This window comes from Mesorhizobium yinganensis, from assembly GCF_040081985.1.
Lineage (GTDB): Bacteria > Pseudomonadota > Alphaproteobacteria > Rhizobiales > Rhizobiaceae > Kumtagia > Kumtagia yinganensis.
Genome location: NZ_JBEBMH010000010.1, coordinates 1 through 19140, shown reverse-complemented (window position 1 = coordinate 19140; position 19140 = coordinate 1). Strand labels below are relative to the sequence as shown.

Genomic DNA, 19140 nt, shown 5'->3' with positions numbered 1-19140 from the left:
GCGCTCACTTCAGCGGCTTGGCCTTTGCGGTCAATCGCTCCAGCGTTTTCGGGGCGCTCAGTTCGCGTACCGCGTCCTTGCCGATCCAGCGCGCCGACTTGTCCGGCGAGGCTGCGAGCTTTCCGGCCAGCGCCAGGGCAGGCGGGTGAAGCACCGGCGAGCGCTTGCCCAGGGTTCGCAGCGCCCAGTTGACGGCTTTCTTCACGAAATTGCGGCCGTCCGTCGAATGCTGTTCGATTAGTGGCAGGTAGCTTTCGAAGGTCGCGTCAGGCTCCTTCTTGCGATGTACGGTTGCCCAGCACAGCATGGCAAATGCCGTGCGGCGGACGAATTCGCGCTCGTCCTTGGCGAATTCTTCGATCAGTTCCCGCCAGCAATCGGTGTCGGCAAAGAGGTCGGAGACGCCGTCGACGATATCCCAGGAATCGAAGGACGCCGCCCAAACCCTTGCATCTTCGACGGTAAGCCGCTTCGGATCGGCGGTGACGGAGGCGATGAACTGCGCCTCCATGATGCCGCTGCTCCACAATTCGAAGGCGCGCTCGTGGTTGCGCGTTATGCGCTTGGCGATATCCCTTTGCACACCGTGCGAAATACCCAGCGCGCGGTCTATCTTGATCCCGTAGCGCAGCATGCCCTGCCGGTTTTCCTCCGAGCCCATCGCGCGCAGATGTGCGATGATCTCGGCGGCGGTGGAAGCAGGCGACAGGCCGGCCGGCGCCGGTGTCATTTCTCCAGCCGCGCCAGCAGCGAGGAGGTGTCCCAGCGCTTGCCGCCCATGCCTTGCACTTCCTTGTAGAATTGGTCGACCAGCGCGGTAACCGGCAGTTTCGCGCCATTGCGGTCGGCTTCCTCAAGGCAGATTTTCAGATCCTTGCGCATCCAGTCGACGGCGAAGCCGAAATCGTATTTGCCGGCGTTCATCGTCTTGTGACGATTTTCCATCTGCCACGAGCCGGCGGCTCCCTTGGAGATAACCTCGATCACCTTCTCGATGTCGAGCCCCGCCTGCTTGCCGAAATGGACACCCTCGGCCAGTCCTTGCACCAGCCCGGCGATGCAGATCTGGTTGATCATCTTGGTCAGTTGGCCCGCGCCGGACGGACCCATCAGGCCGACCATGCGGGCAAAAGCGTCAATCACCGGCTTCGCCTGGTCGAACTCGGCCTGTTCGCCGCCAACCATGACAGTCAGGACTCCGTTCTCCGCGCCTGCCTGGCCGCCTGAAACCGGCGCGTCGAGGAAGGCAAAACCGCGCGCAGTGGCCTTTTCGGCCAATTCGCGGGCGACTTCGGCGGAAGCCGTGGTGTTGTCGACGAAGATCGATCCCTTCTTCATCGCTTGGAAAGCGCCGGCGGCGCCAATCGTCACTTCACGCAGATCGTCGTCGTTGCCGACGCAGGAGAACACGAAATCCTTGCCCTCGGCGGCTTCGGCCGGCGTGGAAGCACTCTCGCCGCGATGCTCGGCGATCCATTTTTCGGCGCGGGCGGCCGTGCGGTTATAGACAGTCACGTCGTGTCCGCCCTTGTTCTTCAAATGTCCGGCCATGGGGTAGCCCATGACGCCGAGACCAAGGAATGCGACTGACGCCATGGGGCGATCCTCTTCGAGCGATGTCTGCTTGTAACCTTCAACGGCGCGTTAACGCCTGAGGTGTCGTGTAATGAGCCGCTCGATCCAGTCAATAGCGTTGCGCAGGGTTTCGACGAGCGCGAGGTAAACCACGGCCGCCCAGATATAGGCTTGGAAATCGAAGCTGCGCGAATAGGCGAGGCGGGTCACGCCCATCAGGTCGGCCACGGTGATCAGAGCCACCACGGCGGAGCCCTTGACCATCAGGATGATCTCGTTGCCGTAAGGGCGAAGTGCGACGATGAGGGCCTGCGGCAGGATGATCTTCCACAGCGTCTGCATCTTGTGCAGGCCGAGCGAGGCGGCGCCCTCCCACTGGCCGCGCGGCACGCTGCGGATCGCGCCGCGAAGGATTTCAGCCTGATAGGCGGCGGTGTTCAATGAGAAGGCGAGGATTGCGCAATACCAGGCGTCGCGGAAGAACGACCATAGTCCGACCGCTTCCAACTGCGGTTTGAAGGAGCCGATGCCATAGTAGATGAGGAATGTCTGAGCAAGCAGCGGCGTGCCGCGGAAGAAATAGACATAACCATAGGCAAGCGCCGACAGCACCTTGTTCTTCGACATGCGGGCATAGGCGATCGGGAGGGACAGGAGAGCGCCGAGCACCACCGAGACGACGACGAGCGACAGCGTCACCTTGAGGCCGGAAATGTAGGTCGGGATGTATTTCTCGAACCATGCGAGGTTCCAGGCATTGGCCAGATAGCCGAGCATGCCGATGCCGGCCAGCACCCAAAGCCCGACGAAGACATAGCCGATGACGCGTTCGCGCGGCCACCCACGCCGAGGCTTGGGCGGCGCGAGCTCGGCGGAAGTCTGGGCGGCGATGCTCATCGCGCGGGCTCCTCGCCGACCGCCTGCTCGATCTTGTTGATTCCGAAAGAGGAAATGATCGTCAGTGCGAGATAGAGGAAGGCGGCCAAGGAGTAGAACAGGAACGGCTCCCGCTCGACGCGCGCCGCTACGCCGGTCCAGCGGAGGATATCGTTCAGGCCGATCGCCGACACGAGAGCTGTGTCCTTGAGCAAGATCAGCCAGAGATTTGCAAGGCCGGGCAGGGCGATGCGGATCAGTTGCGGCAGCACCACAAGGCGCATGGTCTGGCCATTGGTCAGCCCGATGGCATAACCACCCTCATATTGGCCGCGCGGGACGGCGCGGAACGCTGAAAGGAAAACTTCGCTGACATAGGCGGAGAACACGACCCCCAGCGCCACCATGCCGGAGATGAAGCTGTTGACGTCGACGGTAGCGCCCGGGTCGAAGGTGCGGATGACCGTCTGGATACCGATCTGCGCACCGTAGTAGACAAGGAAAAGCGTGACGAGTTCGGGAAGGCCGCGGAAGATCGTGGTGTAGACATTACCTGCAAGCCTGAGCGAGGGTTCACTCGACTGTTTGGCGAGAGCTACGAAGAAACCGATCAGGAGACCGACCGGCAGCGTGGCGGCAGCGAGCGACACCGTGATGAAAACGCCATAGGCGATTTCGTCGAGCCATCCTTCCGATCCCCAACTGAGGAGAGTCCAGATGCTCTTCATGAGGACGGCGGGCTCCGATTGTCAGCTTCGGGCATGGATTGGCCGGACGACAGCGATGTCGTCCGGCCTAAACGCCTATCAGGACTCGGCGCCGTAGACGTCGAAGCTGAAATATTTGTCGTTGATCGCCTTGTACTTGCCGTTGGCGCGGATCGCCTTGATGGCGGCGTTGAACTTGTCGACGAGCGCGCTTTCGCCCTTACGCACCGCGATGCCGGCGCCCGGACCGAAGATCTCGACCGGCTGCGGGGAGGGTTGGCCGAGGATCTTGCAGCAGGCGCCGTCCGGCGTCTTCAGCCAGGCTTCCAGGACGCTGATGTCGTCCTCGACAGCATCGAGACGGCCATTGGACAGGTCGAGCAGGAATTCCTGGCTGGACGGATAGCCCTTGATCTCGGAGTCCGTGTAGGTCTGCGAGGCATAGTTGAAGTGCGTGGTCGACGTGGCGACGCCGACCGTCTTGCCCGCCAGGCCTTCCTTGGTTATCGCCGTGATGGTGCTGTCCTTCGGACCGGCGACGGCGGAAGGCGTGTTGTAATATTTGTTGGTGAAGTCGACCTTCTCGGCGCGCTCCGGCGTGATCGACATGGACGCGATGATCGCGTCGAACTTGCCGGCCTGCAGCGCCGGGATGATGCCGTCCCAGTCCTGGGTGACGAACTCGCACTTCGCCTTCATCTCTTCGCAGAGGGCGTTGGCGATGTCGATGTCGAAACCTTCCAGCTTGCCGTCGGCGGTAAGGTTGTTGAAGGGCGGATAGGCGCCCTCGGTGCCGATCTTCAGGCTCATTTCCTGGGCGCCTGCCGCGCCGAGCGACGCCATCAAGGCGGCCGCCGATATCGCAAGAGCGATACGCTTTGTAATACGCATGGTGTTCCTCTCTGTTATGGACCGGTCCCGTTCTTTGGAGCCGGGCCGCTTGCAGCGCGGCTACGCGCCCGCATTCGTTGATATTCCCACTGTTTTTGCCGAAAAAGCAATCGCAAAACCGCAGTGCCAGCAAGCCAGGCAGCGACGCTGCGTAAGAGTTTTGTGGAAATGGTGGAAGGACGCGCGTAGACAGCGTTGCGCTCCCACTTCTCCGTGTACGCGACAGGCGTCAGGGTCGGACGAGACCGGTTACACGTTCGACGAAGTCGGCGATCCCCTTCACGTCGTCGAGGCCGAAGGTCGGTAGCGTGGTGCCTTCGACGACATGGTCGGCGGCGATGGCGACGATGTTGGGGTCGCCTGGTGCCAGCGGTGCGCGGTTCTTGGCGTCCAGCCGCCGCGCCTCGATCTTGCTGTGGGTTTCGCGCTTATACCCTTCGACCAGGACGAGGTCGCAGGGCGACAACCGGGTAAGGACGGCTTCCATGTCGGGCTCGGCGTCGTTGCGCAATTCGTGCATCAGCGCCCAGCGGACGCCGGAAACGATAGCCACTTCCGTTGCGCCGGCGGCGCGGTGGCGAAAGCTGTCGGTGCCTTCCTGGTCGATGTCGAAGGCATGATGGGCGTGCTTGATCGTGGAGATTTTCCAGCCGCGCCGCGTCAACTCGGCGACCAGACGCTCGGTGAGCGTGGTCTTGCCGGAATTCTTCCAGCCGGTGATGCCGAGGACACGGTTTTTCATGGGTCGAACATCTGCGCGATCCGCCCGGCCTCGGCAAGGTCTTGCGGCGTATTGACGTTGAAGAACGGATCGATGGACCGGCCGTCGCACGCGATCAAAGGGAAATCGACGTCGATAGGATCATGCATGTCTATGAAGCTGTTGACTCTGCTGGTCTTAGCTTCGGTGAGAAAACGCCGGAGATCGTCCCGCAGCGCGGTCGGCCACAGCGCGAAGACCGGATGCCGGCGGCCGTTGCTGGCGGCGACGGCGATGCTTGCGGGCGACGCCGCCGCAGCCTCGACGAGGCGGTCGGCTAAGGTGATGGGGAAGAACGGCGTATCACCGGCGACAGTGAGCAATCGGCCATGGCCTTGCTCGATCGCCCATTGCATGCCGGCCAGAATTCCGGCCAGGGGGCCGGCGAATCCTGGCACCGTGTCGGCAAGGATGGGCAGGCCGAAATCCGAAAAGCGGGAGGGGTCGCCATTGGCGCTGATCGCCAGGGGGTGGATTTGTTCGAGCCGCCCGATGATTCTGGACAAGATGGTCGAGCCGGCCAGTGTCAGCAGGCTCTTGTCGCCGCCGCCCATGCGGCTGGAACGTCCGCCACAGAGGATGATGCCAGCAATATCGGCCGAACCTGATGTCATCGTAGCGCGGTAGCCCGAAGCCGCCTTGCCGGCAAGGCCGTCACAATCCCTCGGGTGCCATTCCGGGCGAGGTACTGCTGGCGATCGGCAGGCGTTTGGCGACCACCTGCTCGCGGTAGAGCATGTAGAGCCCGGATGCGACGATGATGGCCGAACCGAGGATCATCGGCAGGTCCGGCACGTCGCCGAAGAGCAAAAAGCCGAGGAAAATCGCCCAAAGCAACGCCGTGTAGCGGAACGGCGCGATAAAGGAGATGTCGCCGGTTCTCATGGCCACGATGATGAACTGATATCCGACAATAAGCAGCCCGGCGGCTACCGCGAGCAGTCCCACTTCCGGCGACGATATCGGCCTCCAGCCACCGGACAGAAAAACAAGAGCCGCGCCGGCCGCCGTCACCATCAAAGATGTCATCGCCGAGATGAGTGGCGTCGGAACTTCCTTCGGCACGGCGCGTGTCGACAGATCGCGCACGGCGGCACAGAAGACGCAAGCAAGCACCGCCAGCGAATAGATGCTGAAGCCCTCGACACCTGGCCTGACGATGATGAGCACGCCGACGAACCCGACACCGATCGAAAGCCAGCGTCGCCAACCGACAGGCTCGGCGAAGAACAGGGCGGCTCCCATGGTGACGGCAAGCGGCAGGGCCTGCAGGATCGCCGAGACGTTGCCGATCGGCAGATGCACCAGCGCCAGCAGGAAGAAGATCGTAGAACTGAGTTCGCAAAAGGAACGCAGGAGGACCATGGGGTGAAGAAGCAGCCGAAGCTTCCGCAGCGCACCCTGGTGCCAGGCGAGGGCTGCAATCAGAAGCGTCGCGAAGAAGCCGCGCACCAGCATGACCTGGCCCATGTTCACCTCGGTCGAGGCAAGCTTGACGAGAGCGTCGTTGACGGTGAATCCAGCCATGGACACCATCATGAAAAGCGCGCTGGCATGGTTGTGGGACAGGGCCACGGAACGCCTGTTCGGATTGCGGTCAGCCCCCGCTTATCCACCGGGCGGGGCGACAGCAATGTCAATGCGCTGGTCCACGAGGTTTGTACTCCGGAACGGCGACTACATCTCAAGGACCTGCCCCTGGGGCGGAGTCACTTCGGCGTCAGAACTTCCGTGCCGCTGCCGTTCTGGCCGGTGATGGTCCACACCCCATGCAGCGACCCATCCGGCATCACTTTGTAGACCACCAGCCCGAACGTCTTGCCCAGGGCGTAGAAGGCAGCGAAGGCATCCTCGTTGCGCATGCAGACGCCTTTCGAGACCGAGCCTCCGGTGTTCCATCTGATCGCGCAGGTGGTCTGGCTGAGCTGCGTGATCTCAGCCTCTCCCGTATAGGTCGAGCCGTCGAAATTGGTGCCGGCGACCGAATATTTGCCGGCGACGGACTGGGCGGCTGCGGGCAGGGCGACGGCGGCGATGAGTGCCGATGCAAGAAACAGACTGCGCATGATTTCCCCCGAACGTGCCGGATCGGCACCGAGCAAAGACTATGCCGCAAGTCCGCGCGCGTAAATTGTGCCGATCGAATGCGCAGGCGTTGCCGTGACTCAGGTGGGCAGGGTCCAGACCTCGATCGGCGCTTCACGGCCGCGCACCGAAACCAGACCTGCGTCGGTGAAACCTTCGATCGATTGGCTGTCGCCGGCCGCCAATACACGCTTTACCAGAGCGTCGCCGATGCAGACCGATGCGCCGAGTTCCCTGCACATGGTCTGCAGGCGGCTTGCGACGTTGCAGGTGTCGCCGATGACGGTGAAGGACAGGTTGCGCTCGCTGCCGATTGCGCCAATGACGACCGGCCCATACTGGCAACCGATACGCGCATCGACGGGATCGAGGCCGCCGGCGCGGCGCTCGCTGTTCCATTTCTCCAGCGCTTCACGCATTGCGCGAACACAGCGCAAGGCGCGCACCGCATCGTCATCGGCGGGGCGCGGAAGCCCGAACGTCGCCATGATGCAGTCGCCGATGTAATTGTCGACCGTGCCGCCATGGTCGAACACGACCTGCTCCATGCGGCCATGGAACTGGCGCAGCATGTTGAAAACTTCTTCGGCCTTGTGGTCCTCGGCATAGTTGGTGAAGCCGACAATGTCGGCGAAGAGCACCGCGACCTCCTGCCGGCGGACCGGGCCGAACGGCTCGTCGATCGAGGCCAGCGCATCGACGACGTTGGGCGAAAAATGCCGGGCGAGGTTGAAGCGGGCGCGTTCGGCCTTCGTATAGTCTTCAGCCAGCCGCCGTGTGCGCGCCACAACGGATGCAATTATGCCGGCGATGATCAAGATCACGGCGATGTTGGTCGCCTGGTCGACCACGTCGACGAAATTCGGATTGAGATAGAGTCGGAGGCGCTCGCCGACACCGATGCCATCGGTTGGAGGCGGCGCGACGATGGTGCCCGGCATGGAAATGACCCAGAGCACGGCGGCGGTCCAGCAGATGGCCGCGACCGTCCCCAGCCACGCGGCGAGGCGCGGCGACAACGTCAAGGCGCCGAGGCAGACGAAGATCAGCAGATATTTGAAGCCCGCTTCGCGCAAGGTCATGGCGTGGGGCAGCGCCTGGTCGTGGAACGGGTTGGGCGCGATGACCACGATGGTGAGGATGACGATGTTCAGCGTGCCGAGCACGAAGCCCAGCCAGATCGGCCGCATGCCTCGGCGGATAAGCACGTAGTTCAGCAGGTTGATCAGGAAAAAGAAGACCAGCGTCGAGATCGAATAGCTGAACGCCGCGTCCCATTTGTCGAGTGCGACGAACAGGACCGCAACGCCGAGCAAGGTGCCTGATGTTACCCAGAACTGCCAACGCGCGCCTTGGCGCTCAGCACGCGTCAGCAGCGAGGCGAGCCGTTGGCGCTGCCTTTCCGCCAATGAATCGTTTTCGAGGGCTGTCATGGATACCGCCATTCTGGACCGTCACTGGACGCGCGCGGTCCGGGCCTTGGCCGCCTGAATCGCACCCTATGCGGAGCCGATGGCTGCGGCTAACGTCGTAAGCCGGCTCAAGTCCAGTCAAAATTTATGATGGGGCGGTCAGCCGCCCGTGACGCTCATGTGGCGCGACACGGCCGGGCGGCGGGTGCGGCGGTCGATGACGAAGTCGTGACCTTTCGGCTTGCGGCCAATGGCTTCGTCGATGGCATCGGCGACGCGTTCGTTGCCCTCCGACATGCGCAAGGGAGCGCGCAGGTCGGCGGCGTCTTCCTGGCCGAGGCACATATACAGCGTGCCGGTGCAGGTGAGGCGCACCCGGTTGCAGCTCTCGCAGAAATTGTGGGTCATCGGCGTGATGAAGCCCAGCCGGCCGCCGGTTTCGGCAACCTCGACATAGCGGGCAGGACCGCCGGTCTTGAAGGGAATGTCGGTAAGCGTGAACTGGCGCTCCAGCTTCGCACGCAGCAGCGATAGGGGCAGGTACTGGTCCGTGCGGTCGCCCTCGATGTCTCCCATCGGCATGGTCTCGATGACGGTCAAGTCCATGCCCCGGCCATGCGCAAAGCGCAGCAGCTCAGGAATTTCGAACTCGTTGAAATTCTTCAGCGCCACCGCATTGAGCTTCACATGGATGCCGGCGGCCTGCGCGGCATCGATGCCGGCCATCACGCGGTCGAGACTACCCCAGCGGGTGATCGCGCGGAATTTCTGCGGATCGAGCGTGTCGACCGAGACATTGATGCGCTTCACGCCGCAATCGGCAAGCTCGGCGGCGAAGCGTGACAATTGCGAACCGTTGGTGGTTAGCGTCAATTCCTCCAGCGCGCCGCTTTGCAGATGGCGCGATATCTGGCGCACCAGATGCATGATGTTCTTGCGCACCAACGGCTCGCCGCCGGTCAGACGCAGCTTCTTCACGCCTTTCTCGATGAAGACGGTGGTCAGCCGGTCGAGCTCTTCGAGCGACAGTAGGTCCTTTTTCGGCAGGAAGGTCATGTCTTCTGCCATGCAGTAGGTGCAGCGGAAATCGCAGCGGTCGGTGACCGACACGCGCAGATAGGTGATCGCCCGCCCGAACGGATCGATCATGTCGGCATGCTGCGTCGGCGAATGAAACAAAGACTTCTCCCTACGTGCACTTGATGTCGGTGGTTTCACACCGTCATTCAAGTGTTCGGTTCCGCTTGGTATCATTTCGTCGCTTGGCGGCGCAATGCATACGATGGTGTGGTCCCATCTTCGGTTCGGTGTGACTGCATTTCGGCCTGCGGCTTTCGCTCCGGAAAAATTCGGCGTAACCGGTGACGCCGCCATGCGAAGGAAAGATCATGACCGCTCCAACCGAACTTCGCGTCTCAAAAGACCGGAAACTGCTGACGGTGACCTTTCCCGACCACCGGCCGTTCGAACTGCCGGCTGAATTGCTGCGCGTGCTTTCGCCGTCGGCTGAAGTCCAGGGCCACTCGCCGGAACAGCGCGTCACCGTGCCGGGCAAGCGCAATGTGGCGATTTTGAAGATCGAGCCGGTCGGCAACTACGCCGTGCGCATCACCTTCGACGATTTTCACGATACCGGCATCTTCACCTGGCAGTACCTCCACACGCTCGGCCACGACAAGGATGAGCGCTGGCAGGGATATCTCGACGAACTGGCCGAAAAGCGCCTGTCGCGCGACTAGGACCGGGAGCAGCCTATGTCGATTCTGAAAACCGTCGAGGAACTGGAGGCGCTGTACGGCCAGCCGGGCGAGGCGTCGCTGGTCAAGGAACTCGACCGGCTGATCCCGGAATATGCCGTGCTGATCGAGGCGGCGCCATTCGTGGCGCTGGCGACGGCCGGACCGGAAGGGCTCGATTGCAGTCCGCGCGGCGATGTCGCTGGCTTCGTACGCATCCGGGACGACAGGACGCTGCTGATGCCCGACCGGCGCGGCAACAACAGGGCCGATTCGCTTAAGAACATCATCCGCGACGGCAGAGCGGGACTGCTGTTCCTAATTCCCGGATCGGGCACGACGCTGCGCGTCAACGGTCGCGCCGAGGTCAGCATCGATCCGGACCTCTGTGCCAGTTTCACGATGGAGGGCAAACCGGCGCGCTCGGTCATCGTGATCGGCATCGAAAAGGTCTATTTCCAGTGCGCCCGCGCGATCCGCCGGTCCGATCTGTGGAATCCGGAAAAACACGTCGACGAAAAATCGCTGCCGACACCGGGCCGCATCCTGCAAAAGACCAGCGAAGCCAGGATCGACGGCGACGCTTATGACCGGGAATGGCCGGAGCGGGCGCGCAAAACCATGTGGTAGGGCAGCGGCTCGGCTGCACCGGGACGCTCAGTCGATCTTCAGCACTTCCGCGATGCGGCGCATATGGTCGCCGACCAAGTCGCATTCGGCAGGCGAGGCGGTTGCCATCGCCTTCTCGATCAGCGCCATATGAACTTTCAGCGCCTGCATCAACAGCACCTCGCCCTCGGCGGTCAAACTCAGCCGCAGGATGCGTCGGTCCTTTTCATCTCCTTCGCGCCGCAGCAGCCGGCGTTTCTCAAGCTGCGGCACCAGCATGGTGATGTTCGATCGTCCCACCAGCAGTTTTCGGGCAAGGTCGTGCTGCGAGATCCCAGGATGCCGGTAAAGATTCATCAGCACGTCGAGTTGCGCCGGCTTCAGGTCGAGCGGCAGCAGGGCCGCGCCCAGCGCCCGTTCCACGGCGTGGCAAGCGCGCGCGACCGCGACCCAATTGCGGAATCGCGGATTGTCCCAGGGCAGTTCTTGATTATTGTTCATTCTTGAACTAATATGTTCACGCTTGAACTATTGGATGGTCCGCGATTATGGCATCTTTGGGTTGGCAGGTCATCCGGGCGCTGTTCGGCGTTGGTGAGCGATTTGTGCCGGGCATTGCCGGCCGCGCGGCCTTCGAACTTTTTGCGCGCACGCCCAGTCCGCGCAAGCAGACCCATGGCGAACGCAAGGCGGTTTCGCGCGCGGCGAAATTCATGCAGAGCGCGCGCCATCACCGGCTGACGGTCGGATCGGACTGCGTGGCGGTCCACGAATTCCGGCCTGAAGCCGATGCGGACGAAGCGGGCAGGGTGCTGGTCGTCCATGGCTGGCGCTCGCGCACGGAATATATGAAGGCCATCGTGGAAGGATTTCGTGCCGGGGGCTTCCGGGTCTTTTCCATCGACCTTCCCGGTCATGGCCAGTCCTCTGGCCGGCGGTTGACTGTCATGAAGGCGGTCGAGGCGCTTGCCACATCGGCACAATGGTTCGGTCCTTTCGACGCGGTCGCCGGCCATTCCTTCGGAGGCGCGGTCGCGGTTGCCGCCGCCGCTGGCACGGTGAAGACCGCGGCCCCACTTGCCGCAGGTCGCCTCATCCTGATCGCGGCGCCGAATTCGCTTGCGGATATTGTGGATGGCTTCAGCCGAGAGGTCGGAGTGGGTCCCCATTCCCGCCAGGCGATGGTTGCTCGCATCGAACGCCTTGCCGGACGCGATTTGCAGGATTTCTCCGGTGCCGGCCAGCTTGCGCGGCTGCCGATCCCGACCCTTGTCGTGCACGCGCCGGACGACCGAGAAGTGCCGGCAGACGACGCTCGCGACTATGGCGCGGCCGGCCGCCATGTCACGATGCACTGGGCGCCGGGGCTCGGCCACCGGCGGATTCTCTCCAATCCAGACGTCGTTTCGCGGGTCGTGTCGTTCGCGGGCACCCAGGGGCGGCTTGCCATAGCAAGCTGATCGACCTGCTGGGACAAAATAGCGAAGGCCGTCTCTGTCGCTGTTCAAATAGGAGAGTAGCCGGCTGCGGCGCCGCGAATGGGGCGGTCTCTTATGCGGGCCGCACCGCACCCGCGCGTTCATCCACGACGGACGCAAGCGCGACTGCACTCTTGCGCGGCAACGGCGAAGCGCATAAACACCGCCACGCGTCGGGCGATTAGCTCAGTTGGTAGAGCGCTTCGTTTACACCGAAGATGTCGGCGGTTCGAGCCCGTCATCGCCCACCACTTAAAGCATTGAATTTTCACCGAAATTCTGGCTAATCCACGAAGTTGTGGCGGTTGTGTGAGGCATCTAGCAACCAACTAGCAACTCCTCTGGTGTATGTTGAAGCCCTTTCCAGGCGATCGTAGGGCTTCAATTCGTGAGACTGGCATACCTACGACAGTCTCAAATTCTGCATCAAAGCTAACAAAGTTTCGGCATCAGTAGGCTCGCAGAGAACCGGCGACCATTTCTCTGGCGTGCCGAACGGATTTTCCTCGCAGAAGTTTGGCCTGTGGCGGATCGTCCGGAAGCATCCGAGAACACCGAACCATGCCATGTCGTCCACCTTGACGCCCCCCAATGCGGTGGCCTGGTTGCATTACTTAGCCAGGCCATCTCATTCTGTCGGTGAACTGGCCCCATTTCGGTCGGAGATATGGCATGGCGCGGGAGGCTTGCAGTTAGCCTCAGGCACAGACGGATTTCTGACGATCATCGACGGATCTAATTGATCGCCGGTGAGGCCGGTCGCCGAACCTTGGCTGGAAGCCAGCAGCGACCATCCGTGGCAATGTCGCCGCCGGAATTCTCGACAGCTATCAGCGCGAGCGACAGCCGCTCGCCGAACAGATACTCGACCGGTCGCGTGCGCAGGTCGCTCTCATGCGGCCGAGCCGAAGCGCGCACGCACTGCGTACCATCGTCCGCGACCTGATTGGGACAGCCGATGGCACAACGTACTTCGCCAAACGCGTTTGGGGCGTATCCGTACGCTATGAGATGGACGGTGACCATCTTCTTATCGGACGCAGCGCCCCTGATTTCGAGCTGACAGACGGGACGCGTCTGAACGAACATCTTCGACAGGGGCCGGGGCTTTTGCTAAATTTCGGGCAAGGCGCTTCCTTGCAGGCGCTTGCTGAGCGGTATCTCGATCAGATCTCTTATCTGCGATGCAACTCCAATAACACGCTAGGCTTGCACGCCATGTTCGTGCGTCACGATGGCTTTGTCGCTTGGGCATGCAATAGCCCGTCGGATGTTGCTGGTGCCGCTCGAACTGTGTCTCAATGGCTCAACACTGCAGGACATGTGGAGGGCTCATGGGCGTGACGGCTCAGCGTCAACATACCATAGGTCGTTCAAACACCATCTAGACGTCATTGTCGCGAAGGTTGAGCGCGCATGAAGCGCTGGCGGCGATCCCGCCATTGGCGACGAACGAAAACTGGGCCACGTACCAGGCCCCGAAAAGACCGCGGACCGACCCGACGCAGTTTTCAAACAGACTGTATGATGGTGCTGGAGATGGTGGTGAATACGGTCTGGCAGGAATGGAAAGCACGCCGAGCTTGTATATACGATGTATATACGATATTGTATATACGATGTATATACGATATTGAAACAGTGTATTATGTATGATTATCAACTTATACATGTAGATATGGGCATCTGTAGATTTAGATACGATCGTTTCGATTGGGGGAGGGGCGAAATTGGGCATGCGCGCTTGAATGTTTCTTTCGTCACGAAAGAAAGGAGAGGCGGTTGGGACATTTCTTTCGTCACGAAAGAAAGGAGACGCACCCTCCCAGGCAGCTCTGTGATCAGAGGGATTTGTGCGTCGGCGGCAAATGCCATCGTCACTTGCCGACACGTGGACAAGCACAGGCCTGATGTCTGCTACGCCTACTGGCTCGCAGTTCGTTGAGCACAATTGCGTGACGGTATTGGCAAGCACGCGGTGCATGTGAAGAGAAAAAGTGCGTCTGCCGCGGCAATCAGTATCGAAATGCTTCCTAATACAACGCCAAGGATTTCGATCGCTTGCCCTATGCCGGCCGTCTTATGCGGTGAGCGATAGAAACGCGGCGCCGCACCAGCGGGCCCGCGGCTAGGTCTCCAAGCTGTTTCCTTTCTTGTCACAAACTGCTTAACTGAAGGGGGAGTTCAGATCCGCCCTGTCCACAATTCGATATCTTGAGGGCTGGGCCAGATGGAAGCGAAGCGGTGTTGAGGGTGTCTTTGCTTAAGGGGAGCGAATGAACGACGACTCCACCGATCATCCTCCTTCCGCCTCTGATGTCAGCAGTTTGCCTTCGGCGCGGAGAGTTTTGCGCTTTCTTAGAATTGGCTCGCGTGCCGAACCATTTGGATTCGTCAACCTCGACAAGGCGATCGACCAGGTGGGCCGCGAAATGTTCGCGCAAGATTGGGTACATTCGCTTAGTTTAAAGCACTTCCCTTTTCAGTACGAAAAAAAACGGAGGGCTTTCTATCGTTACGACTACGGCGGTAGCTTAAAGCACCCACTTATCTCCGAGAGAGTAACGCCTCAAACGCTTCAGCAGCGCCGCGACTGGAGACGCATTGATCGGCAATACAGAAAGGTTCGATCTCGACTGCGTGGTGCGTTAGAAAATGGACACGTTGGCTGTCGCCTTTATACACCCGAGGGTGATCTGCTCGAGCCGTCACTTACGGCTTTTGCATCGCAGCTCCGGAGAATTTTCTATTGCGGGGTTATGTGGGCTACAACTCCAATCGGAAAGCGAAATTGCCGAGTCCTAATTGACAAACATACGCTACAAACTTGGCTTGGCCGAGCTGTGCAAGTGTCGCCAGAATTGCCCCCATCGCGGAAAACTGGACTGACAACTTTCCTCCCACTCATTAAGATCATCGCTGATGATGCTCAGGAAAATCGGTATAAACTGCCATATCGGCGATTTGACGATCTCCTCACAGATGTGGCTGAGGAAGCGAACGTTAAGCTTTCCAAAAGTGCCATAGGGGATCTGTGGTCACGCGATGCGGCGAGCGAAATCAAATTTACTGGTCGACATCGTCCCCCGAAAATGGACGGAGAAAATTTTGAGCGAGCGCGCTCAAAACTGATCGAGAAGCTGGTTTTAATTTTGGCCGAGCAGTAGCGTGATGGTACGGCGGTGACCTGGAAAGAGGTTCACTCTTCGAGGTCTGTGACGGCGATGTTGGGAAAGACCAAGCGATCTTGCGTTCTGGCGATCTCCGTGAGCTGGAGAGATTAATTTGTTGGCATAAGGCTGCTGATAGTGCCAATGATCACAAACTGCTACGCTCCAAAGCAACCGTCGCGCTGTTGATGCAGCCCCCTCTACGGGCGTGCGGATCGGGCAGGACCGTGTAGCAGCCTCTAGCAAACTTGGCGCTTAATGAGCGCCATCGGAGGGAAGACGGACAGGTCCATGATATGGCGATTTGGCTAGACGCCGATCACGGGTGCACCTTCTCGGCTGCGCAACACTACGAGCATCTCAACCGCGGGAACCCAACTGGGCTAGTCGACTCGTTCTTCCGATGTCTGGGAGAACTGGTGGTAGTTGACCATTTATGTCATCAGTTGCGTCGCCAGAGATCAAATAATTGGTCGATGCGGCGGCGGTCCATGAACAGATCGACCGCTTTCATCGCGCTCTCCGCAACAACTTGCTCGAGGCTGGCACCAGGCGAGCGAAAATCTGGGGCGACTGAGCCAACTGAAGGGAGATGCTTTTCGCGAACTGGTCGTCTCTCCGCTACGCTCGGACAAAGGCAGCTTGCAGGCCTTCCGGGTTCCGGATCGTTCCACCACGCGGTGATCGCAGTGACGGTGGGCCTGTCGACGTGATGTGAGCGAGACGACGTTCATCAATGAATGTTGCGGCCAACAGCGCGGCCTTAAGAGACTTGCTCAAAAGCTCCGCCGCGGCGGCTGCGAAAGCATCTGCGGCTGAGAATGATTTTTCAACCCAGTGCCTGTCACCGCCGATGCCGCGTATTGCAAGGCGAGGTTTGGTCACACTTGAGGTCGAGATTTGTAAACGGATCGCCGCTTGACAAATTTACCGCCTTTTCCCTCCTTGCGGCAGTTGCGAGGTAAACATGAGCGATCTAGATCCGCGGCGCCGGTGGCACCGCAACCGTCAACATCGACGTTCGCGTCGTGACCAGGGTCCTGGGCAAACTCTCGACTTTCGATCTCGTGGAACTCCTCGAGCCGGGCTCACGCAGGATAGGAGTACGACGTGAGAGAGGCTGAATTTAAGGCGTGGATGGAAGCCAGAGGCTACTCGAAGACAACGGTCAGTACGCAGATGACCGATATGCGGCGGATCGAGAAGGCATACGGCAACATCGATAGCTTGCCGGATGGACAAACGTTGGCGACCCTTCGAGCCTCGCTGCGATACTCAAAAGCCGACGAACGAGCAGATCGTCCCAATCCCTCCCCGTTCGAGGTCGACGGAAATCTCTACGACAATCTTGCTCATTTTCGGGCAACGCTAAATTTCTATCAGCGTTTCCTAGATGCAAAGACCGTCCCGCATGGAGACACGACGCACGGCCTGACCACCCAGGACATCCTTGCGGCGATCGATCGCTGCGACGCCGCGGGTTCGGTAGAAGCCTTCATCGCCAGCCATGAAGGGCTCGGCAGCCCGGCGAAATTCTGGCTGCTCCATCGCGGCAAGCGCTATCCCAGCAAAGCGATAGTTCGTGATGCGCTAGGCTATATCAGGAGCGATGCGCTTCCGGGCGGCGCTCAGTGCAAGGTCGCGCTTGATGCGCTCGGCTTCGTCGTGATCGATTGGCCTGCCTTTAAGGCGCTGCGCGATACCTTCCTCTCCCGCATGAAGGGGTTCGAGGATTTTCGCCGGGAGGACGGGGATTATTGGACGGTCGAGCGTCGCTATAAAGACAAGATGATCGATAAGGTTCGCACTATTGCAGCATCGCCTGTCGAACATCGCGCTGCCGGCGAGCAGATTTATCGCGCACTGAGCGTAGAAGTACAGGGCGCACCACTTAGCTGGCGAACGCTAGACGAGGTCCAGAAGGCAGATCCCGCCCTGCGCGACCGGTTCTATGAGGTCGTCGCGCGGATGGCGCGGAGCGATGATGATCCGCTCGCCACAATCGTTGACGGCGCTAAAGCCTTGGAGAAACTAAAGGTTGACGGCATCGCCGGCCTTCGGAGGGGCGAGGTATTGGCGGTCGCCATCAGCGTCGTCGGTACTGTTCATCCCGAGGCAGCGAGCTGGTTTAAGGTCAGCCGCATCGAGGCGATGGGTCAACGGCTCTTCGGTCGCAAACTCTTCGCCCACAACGATTTCACTTCGACTGACCTCGACGAGTTCCTGCAGCTCATGCGCGCCATGTTCGCACTATTTGCGGGCGAGTTGGGCTGGAATCCCGCCGACCTGTTCGACGTGCAGGGTTTCGTCTGGGTTGCGCTGGAGTACAAGTGGGATGGCGAGGAAGAGGCGCCGTCTGCGGCACCGCAACCCGCCGCCGAACAAGCCGAGATACTTCAAGACGGACCTTACTGGTTCGTGGGAGCATCCTTCGGCCGAACCAGCGATCAGTTCGATCGCTTCATCGCGGAGGGTGTCTGGGAGATAGACAGTCCCAGCGATCGTCATCGTGAGCAAGTGCTGCGGATGCAGCCGGGCGACCGGATTGCGATCAAGGCGACCTATGTTCGTAAGAACGGTCTGCCGTTTGACAATCGTGGTCGCTCGGTATCTGTAATGTCAATCAAGGCCATCGGCACGATCGCGGCGAATGCTGGCGACGGAGAGCGGATTTCGATCGCCTGGGAGACGGGTTTAGAAGCCCGCGAATGGTATCATTACACCTATCAACCAACGATCTGGGAGGTGTATCCTACCAACGAAATGGCGCAGCGGCTGATCCGCTTCGCATTCTACGGCGAGGAGCAGGACTATGCCTGGTTCCTGCGAAACCTGTCGCATTGGGGCGGGCTACCGGCCGATGAGGCACCGCCACCGGATCCGGTCAAACGCTCGCCGCTCAACCTGATAATTTACGGTCCGCCCGGCACGGGCAAAACCTACCGCACGATGGCCGAAGCGGTACGCTTGTGCCGCGGTCTTGCTGACAACGATGCGCTGCTGAACGACCCAGTGCGACGGCAGGAACTACGCCAAGCCTATGAGGAGTTGAAGGGTCAGGGGCAGATCGGCTTCGTCACCTTCCACCAGAATTACGCGTACGAAGATTTCGTTGAGGGGCTGCGCCCTCAGCCGCTAACCGATGGCGTCGGCTTCACCCTGAAGGCACAGCCCGGCATCCTCCGCCAGATGGCCGAGGCGGCGGAGACTAGCGCCGAGGAGCATGTCCTCGTCATCGACGAGATCAACCGCGCCAACATCTCCAAAGTGTTCGGTGAGCTCATCACGTTGATCGAGCCGAACAAGCGCCTCGGGATGGACGAGGGCATGCGACTCACCTTGCCTTACAGCAATGCGAGGTTCGGCGTACCCGCAAACCTCCACATAATCGGCACCATGAACACCGCCGACCGATCAATTGCGCTCCTCGACACCGCACTCCGGCGTCGGTTCGAGTTCCGCGAGTTGATGCCGGACCCGTCACTGCTCAAGCCGGTCGACGGGATCGACCTAGCCATACTCCTTGCGACCATCAATGATCGGATCGAGTATCTTTTCGATCGCGAGCATCAGATCGGCCACGCCTATTTCATCGGCTGCGAAACCCGCGCCGATGTGGACGAAGTAATGCGGCACCAGGTGATCCTGTTGATTTCCGCGAAGAACTGACCCGGGGTTTCCACTGAGAACTGACCCGGGTGGATGATGGGTCTGGGTCAGGTCGGGGTCAAGTTTTTGGTTTTCTCCTTCGCGGGTTTGACGGGTTTTGCCGAACTGTTCCTGAAGCGGAAGCTGTCGTTTCCGGTCTCCAGGATATGGCAATGGTGAGTTAGGCGATCGA

Annotated in this window: 19 protein-coding genes and 1 tRNA gene; 7 read left to right on the top strand and 13 right to left on the bottom strand. The window is 60.5% G+C overall.

Annotated features, from left to right (window positions below):
* Positions 1-4: 4 nt before the first annotated feature.
* The 11 genes from ABMA59_RS18655 to moaA form a co-directional block, all read right to left on the bottom strand.
* Positions 5-730 (bottom strand): DNA alkylation repair protein, encoded by a 726-nt coding sequence (locus ABMA59_RS18655; RefSeq protein ID WP_349006888.1) that lies wholly within the window; start codon positions 728-730, stop codon positions 5-7.
* On the bottom strand, positions 727-1596 hold the full coding sequence (locus tag ABMA59_RS18650) for an NAD(P)-dependent oxidoreductase (RefSeq protein WP_349006887.1): 870 nt from the start codon (positions 1594-1596) through the stop codon (positions 727-729). Before ABMA59_RS18650 ends, ABMA59_RS18655 begins: the two co-directional genes overlap by 4 nt.
* A 48-nt stretch (positions 1597-1644) precedes the next feature.
* Positions 1645-2472, bottom strand: a complete 828-nt coding sequence (locus ABMA59_RS18645) for an ABC transporter permease (protein WP_349006886.1) — start codon at positions 2470-2472, stop codon at positions 1645-1647.
* Entirely contained in the window at positions 2469-3179 is a 711-nt protein-coding gene (locus ABMA59_RS18640; protein WP_349006885.1) for an ABC transporter permease, read from the bottom strand. The genes ABMA59_RS18645 and ABMA59_RS18640 overlap by 4 nt, the downstream gene beginning before the upstream one ends.
* 78 nt (positions 3180-3257) lie before the next feature.
* Positions 3258-4049 carry an ABC transporter substrate-binding protein gene (locus ABMA59_RS18635; RefSeq protein ID WP_349006884.1) on the bottom strand — a complete coding sequence of 264 codons (792 nt, stop codon included), beginning with the start codon at positions 4047-4049 and terminating at the stop codon, positions 3258-3260.
* Between the two features lie 229 nt (positions 4050-4278).
* Positions 4279-4791, bottom strand: coding sequence for a molybdopterin-guanine dinucleotide biosynthesis protein B (gene mobB / locus ABMA59_RS18630; protein ID WP_349006883.1), 513 nt, complete (start codon positions 4789-4791; stop codon positions 4279-4281).
* The gene (gene mobA / locus ABMA59_RS18625; RefSeq protein WP_349006882.1) at positions 4788-5423 is read right to left on the bottom strand and encodes a molybdenum cofactor guanylyltransferase MobA; all 636 of its coding nucleotides are present in this window, start codon (positions 5421-5423) and stop codon (positions 4788-4790) included. Before mobA ends, mobB begins: the two co-directional genes overlap by 4 nt.
* Positions 5424-5463: 40 nt before the next feature.
* A complete protein-coding gene (locus ABMA59_RS18620; RefSeq protein ID WP_425475943.1) occupies positions 5464-6384 on the bottom strand; it encodes a DMT family transporter in 921 nt (306 codons plus the stop codon).
* A 134-nt stretch (positions 6385-6518) separates the two neighbouring features.
* Positions 6519-6875: a hypothetical protein gene (locus tag ABMA59_RS18615; protein ID WP_349006881.1), complete on the bottom strand. Its 357-nt coding sequence runs from the start codon at positions 6873-6875 to the stop codon at positions 6519-6521.
* Positions 6876-6974: 99 nt separating this feature from the next.
* Positions 6975-8327 carry an adenylate/guanylate cyclase domain-containing protein gene (locus tag ABMA59_RS18610; protein WP_349006880.1) on the bottom strand — a complete coding sequence of 451 codons (1353 nt, stop codon included), beginning with the start codon at positions 8325-8327 and terminating at the stop codon, positions 6975-6977.
* A 138-nt stretch (positions 8328-8465) separates the two neighbouring features.
* Complete coding sequence (gene moaA, locus ABMA59_RS18605; protein ID WP_349007101.1) at positions 8466-9455, bottom strand: GTP 3',8-cyclase MoaA; 990 nt, start codon at positions 9453-9455, stop codon at positions 8466-8468.
* A gap of 239 nt (positions 9456-9694) precedes the next feature.
* On the opposite strand from moaA, the gene ABMA59_RS18600 reads away from it, so the two are divergent.
* Positions 9695-10045, top strand: coding sequence for a gamma-butyrobetaine hydroxylase family protein (locus ABMA59_RS18600; RefSeq protein ID WP_349006879.1), 351 nt, complete (start codon positions 9695-9697; stop codon positions 10043-10045).
* Positions 10046-10060: 15 nt separating this feature from the next.
* Complete coding sequence (locus ABMA59_RS18595) at positions 10061-10672, top strand: pyridoxamine 5'-phosphate oxidase family protein (protein WP_349006878.1); 612 nt, start codon at positions 10061-10063, stop codon at positions 10670-10672.
* A gap of 27 nt (positions 10673-10699) precedes the next feature.
* Here ABMA59_RS18595 and ABMA59_RS18590 read toward each other — a convergent pair whose 3' ends face one another.
* Complete coding sequence (locus ABMA59_RS18590; protein WP_349006877.1) at positions 10700-11152, bottom strand: MarR family winged helix-turn-helix transcriptional regulator; 453 nt, start codon at positions 11150-11152, stop codon at positions 10700-10702.
* A gap of 47 nt (positions 11153-11199) precedes the next feature.
* On the opposite strand from ABMA59_RS18590, the gene ABMA59_RS18585 reads away from it, so the two are divergent.
* The 5 genes from ABMA59_RS18585 (at position 11200) to ABMA59_RS18565 (ending at position 18968) form a co-directional block, all read left to right on the top strand.
* Complete coding sequence (locus tag ABMA59_RS18585) at positions 11200-12111, top strand: alpha/beta fold hydrolase (RefSeq protein ID WP_349006876.1); 912 nt, start codon at positions 11200-11202, stop codon at positions 12109-12111.
* Between the two features lie 193 nt (positions 12112-12304).
* A tRNA-Val gene (locus ABMA59_RS18580) sits at positions 12305-12380 on the top strand.
* Between the two features lie 541 nt (positions 12381-12921).
* Complete coding sequence (locus ABMA59_RS18575; RefSeq protein ID WP_425475950.1) at positions 12922-13473, top strand: aromatic-ring hydroxylase C-terminal domain-containing protein; 552 nt, start codon at positions 12922-12924, stop codon at positions 13471-13473.
* 932 nt (positions 13474-14405) lie between these two features.
* Positions 14406-15296 carry a hypothetical protein gene (locus tag ABMA59_RS18570; RefSeq protein ID WP_349006875.1) on the top strand — a complete coding sequence of 297 codons (891 nt, stop codon included), beginning with the start codon at positions 14406-14408 and terminating at the stop codon, positions 15294-15296.
* Positions 15297-16409: 1113 nt separating this feature from the next.
* The gene (locus ABMA59_RS18565) at positions 16410-18968 is read left to right on the top strand and encodes an McrB family protein (protein ID WP_349006874.1); all 2559 of its coding nucleotides are present in this window, start codon (positions 16410-16412) and stop codon (positions 18966-18968) included.
* Positions 18969-19015: 47 nt separating this feature from the next.
* Here ABMA59_RS18565 and ABMA59_RS18560 read toward each other — a convergent pair.
* On the bottom strand, positions 19016-19140 hold a 125-nt coding region (locus ABMA59_RS18560), incomplete at its 5' end, for an ATP-binding protein (protein ID WP_349007100.1).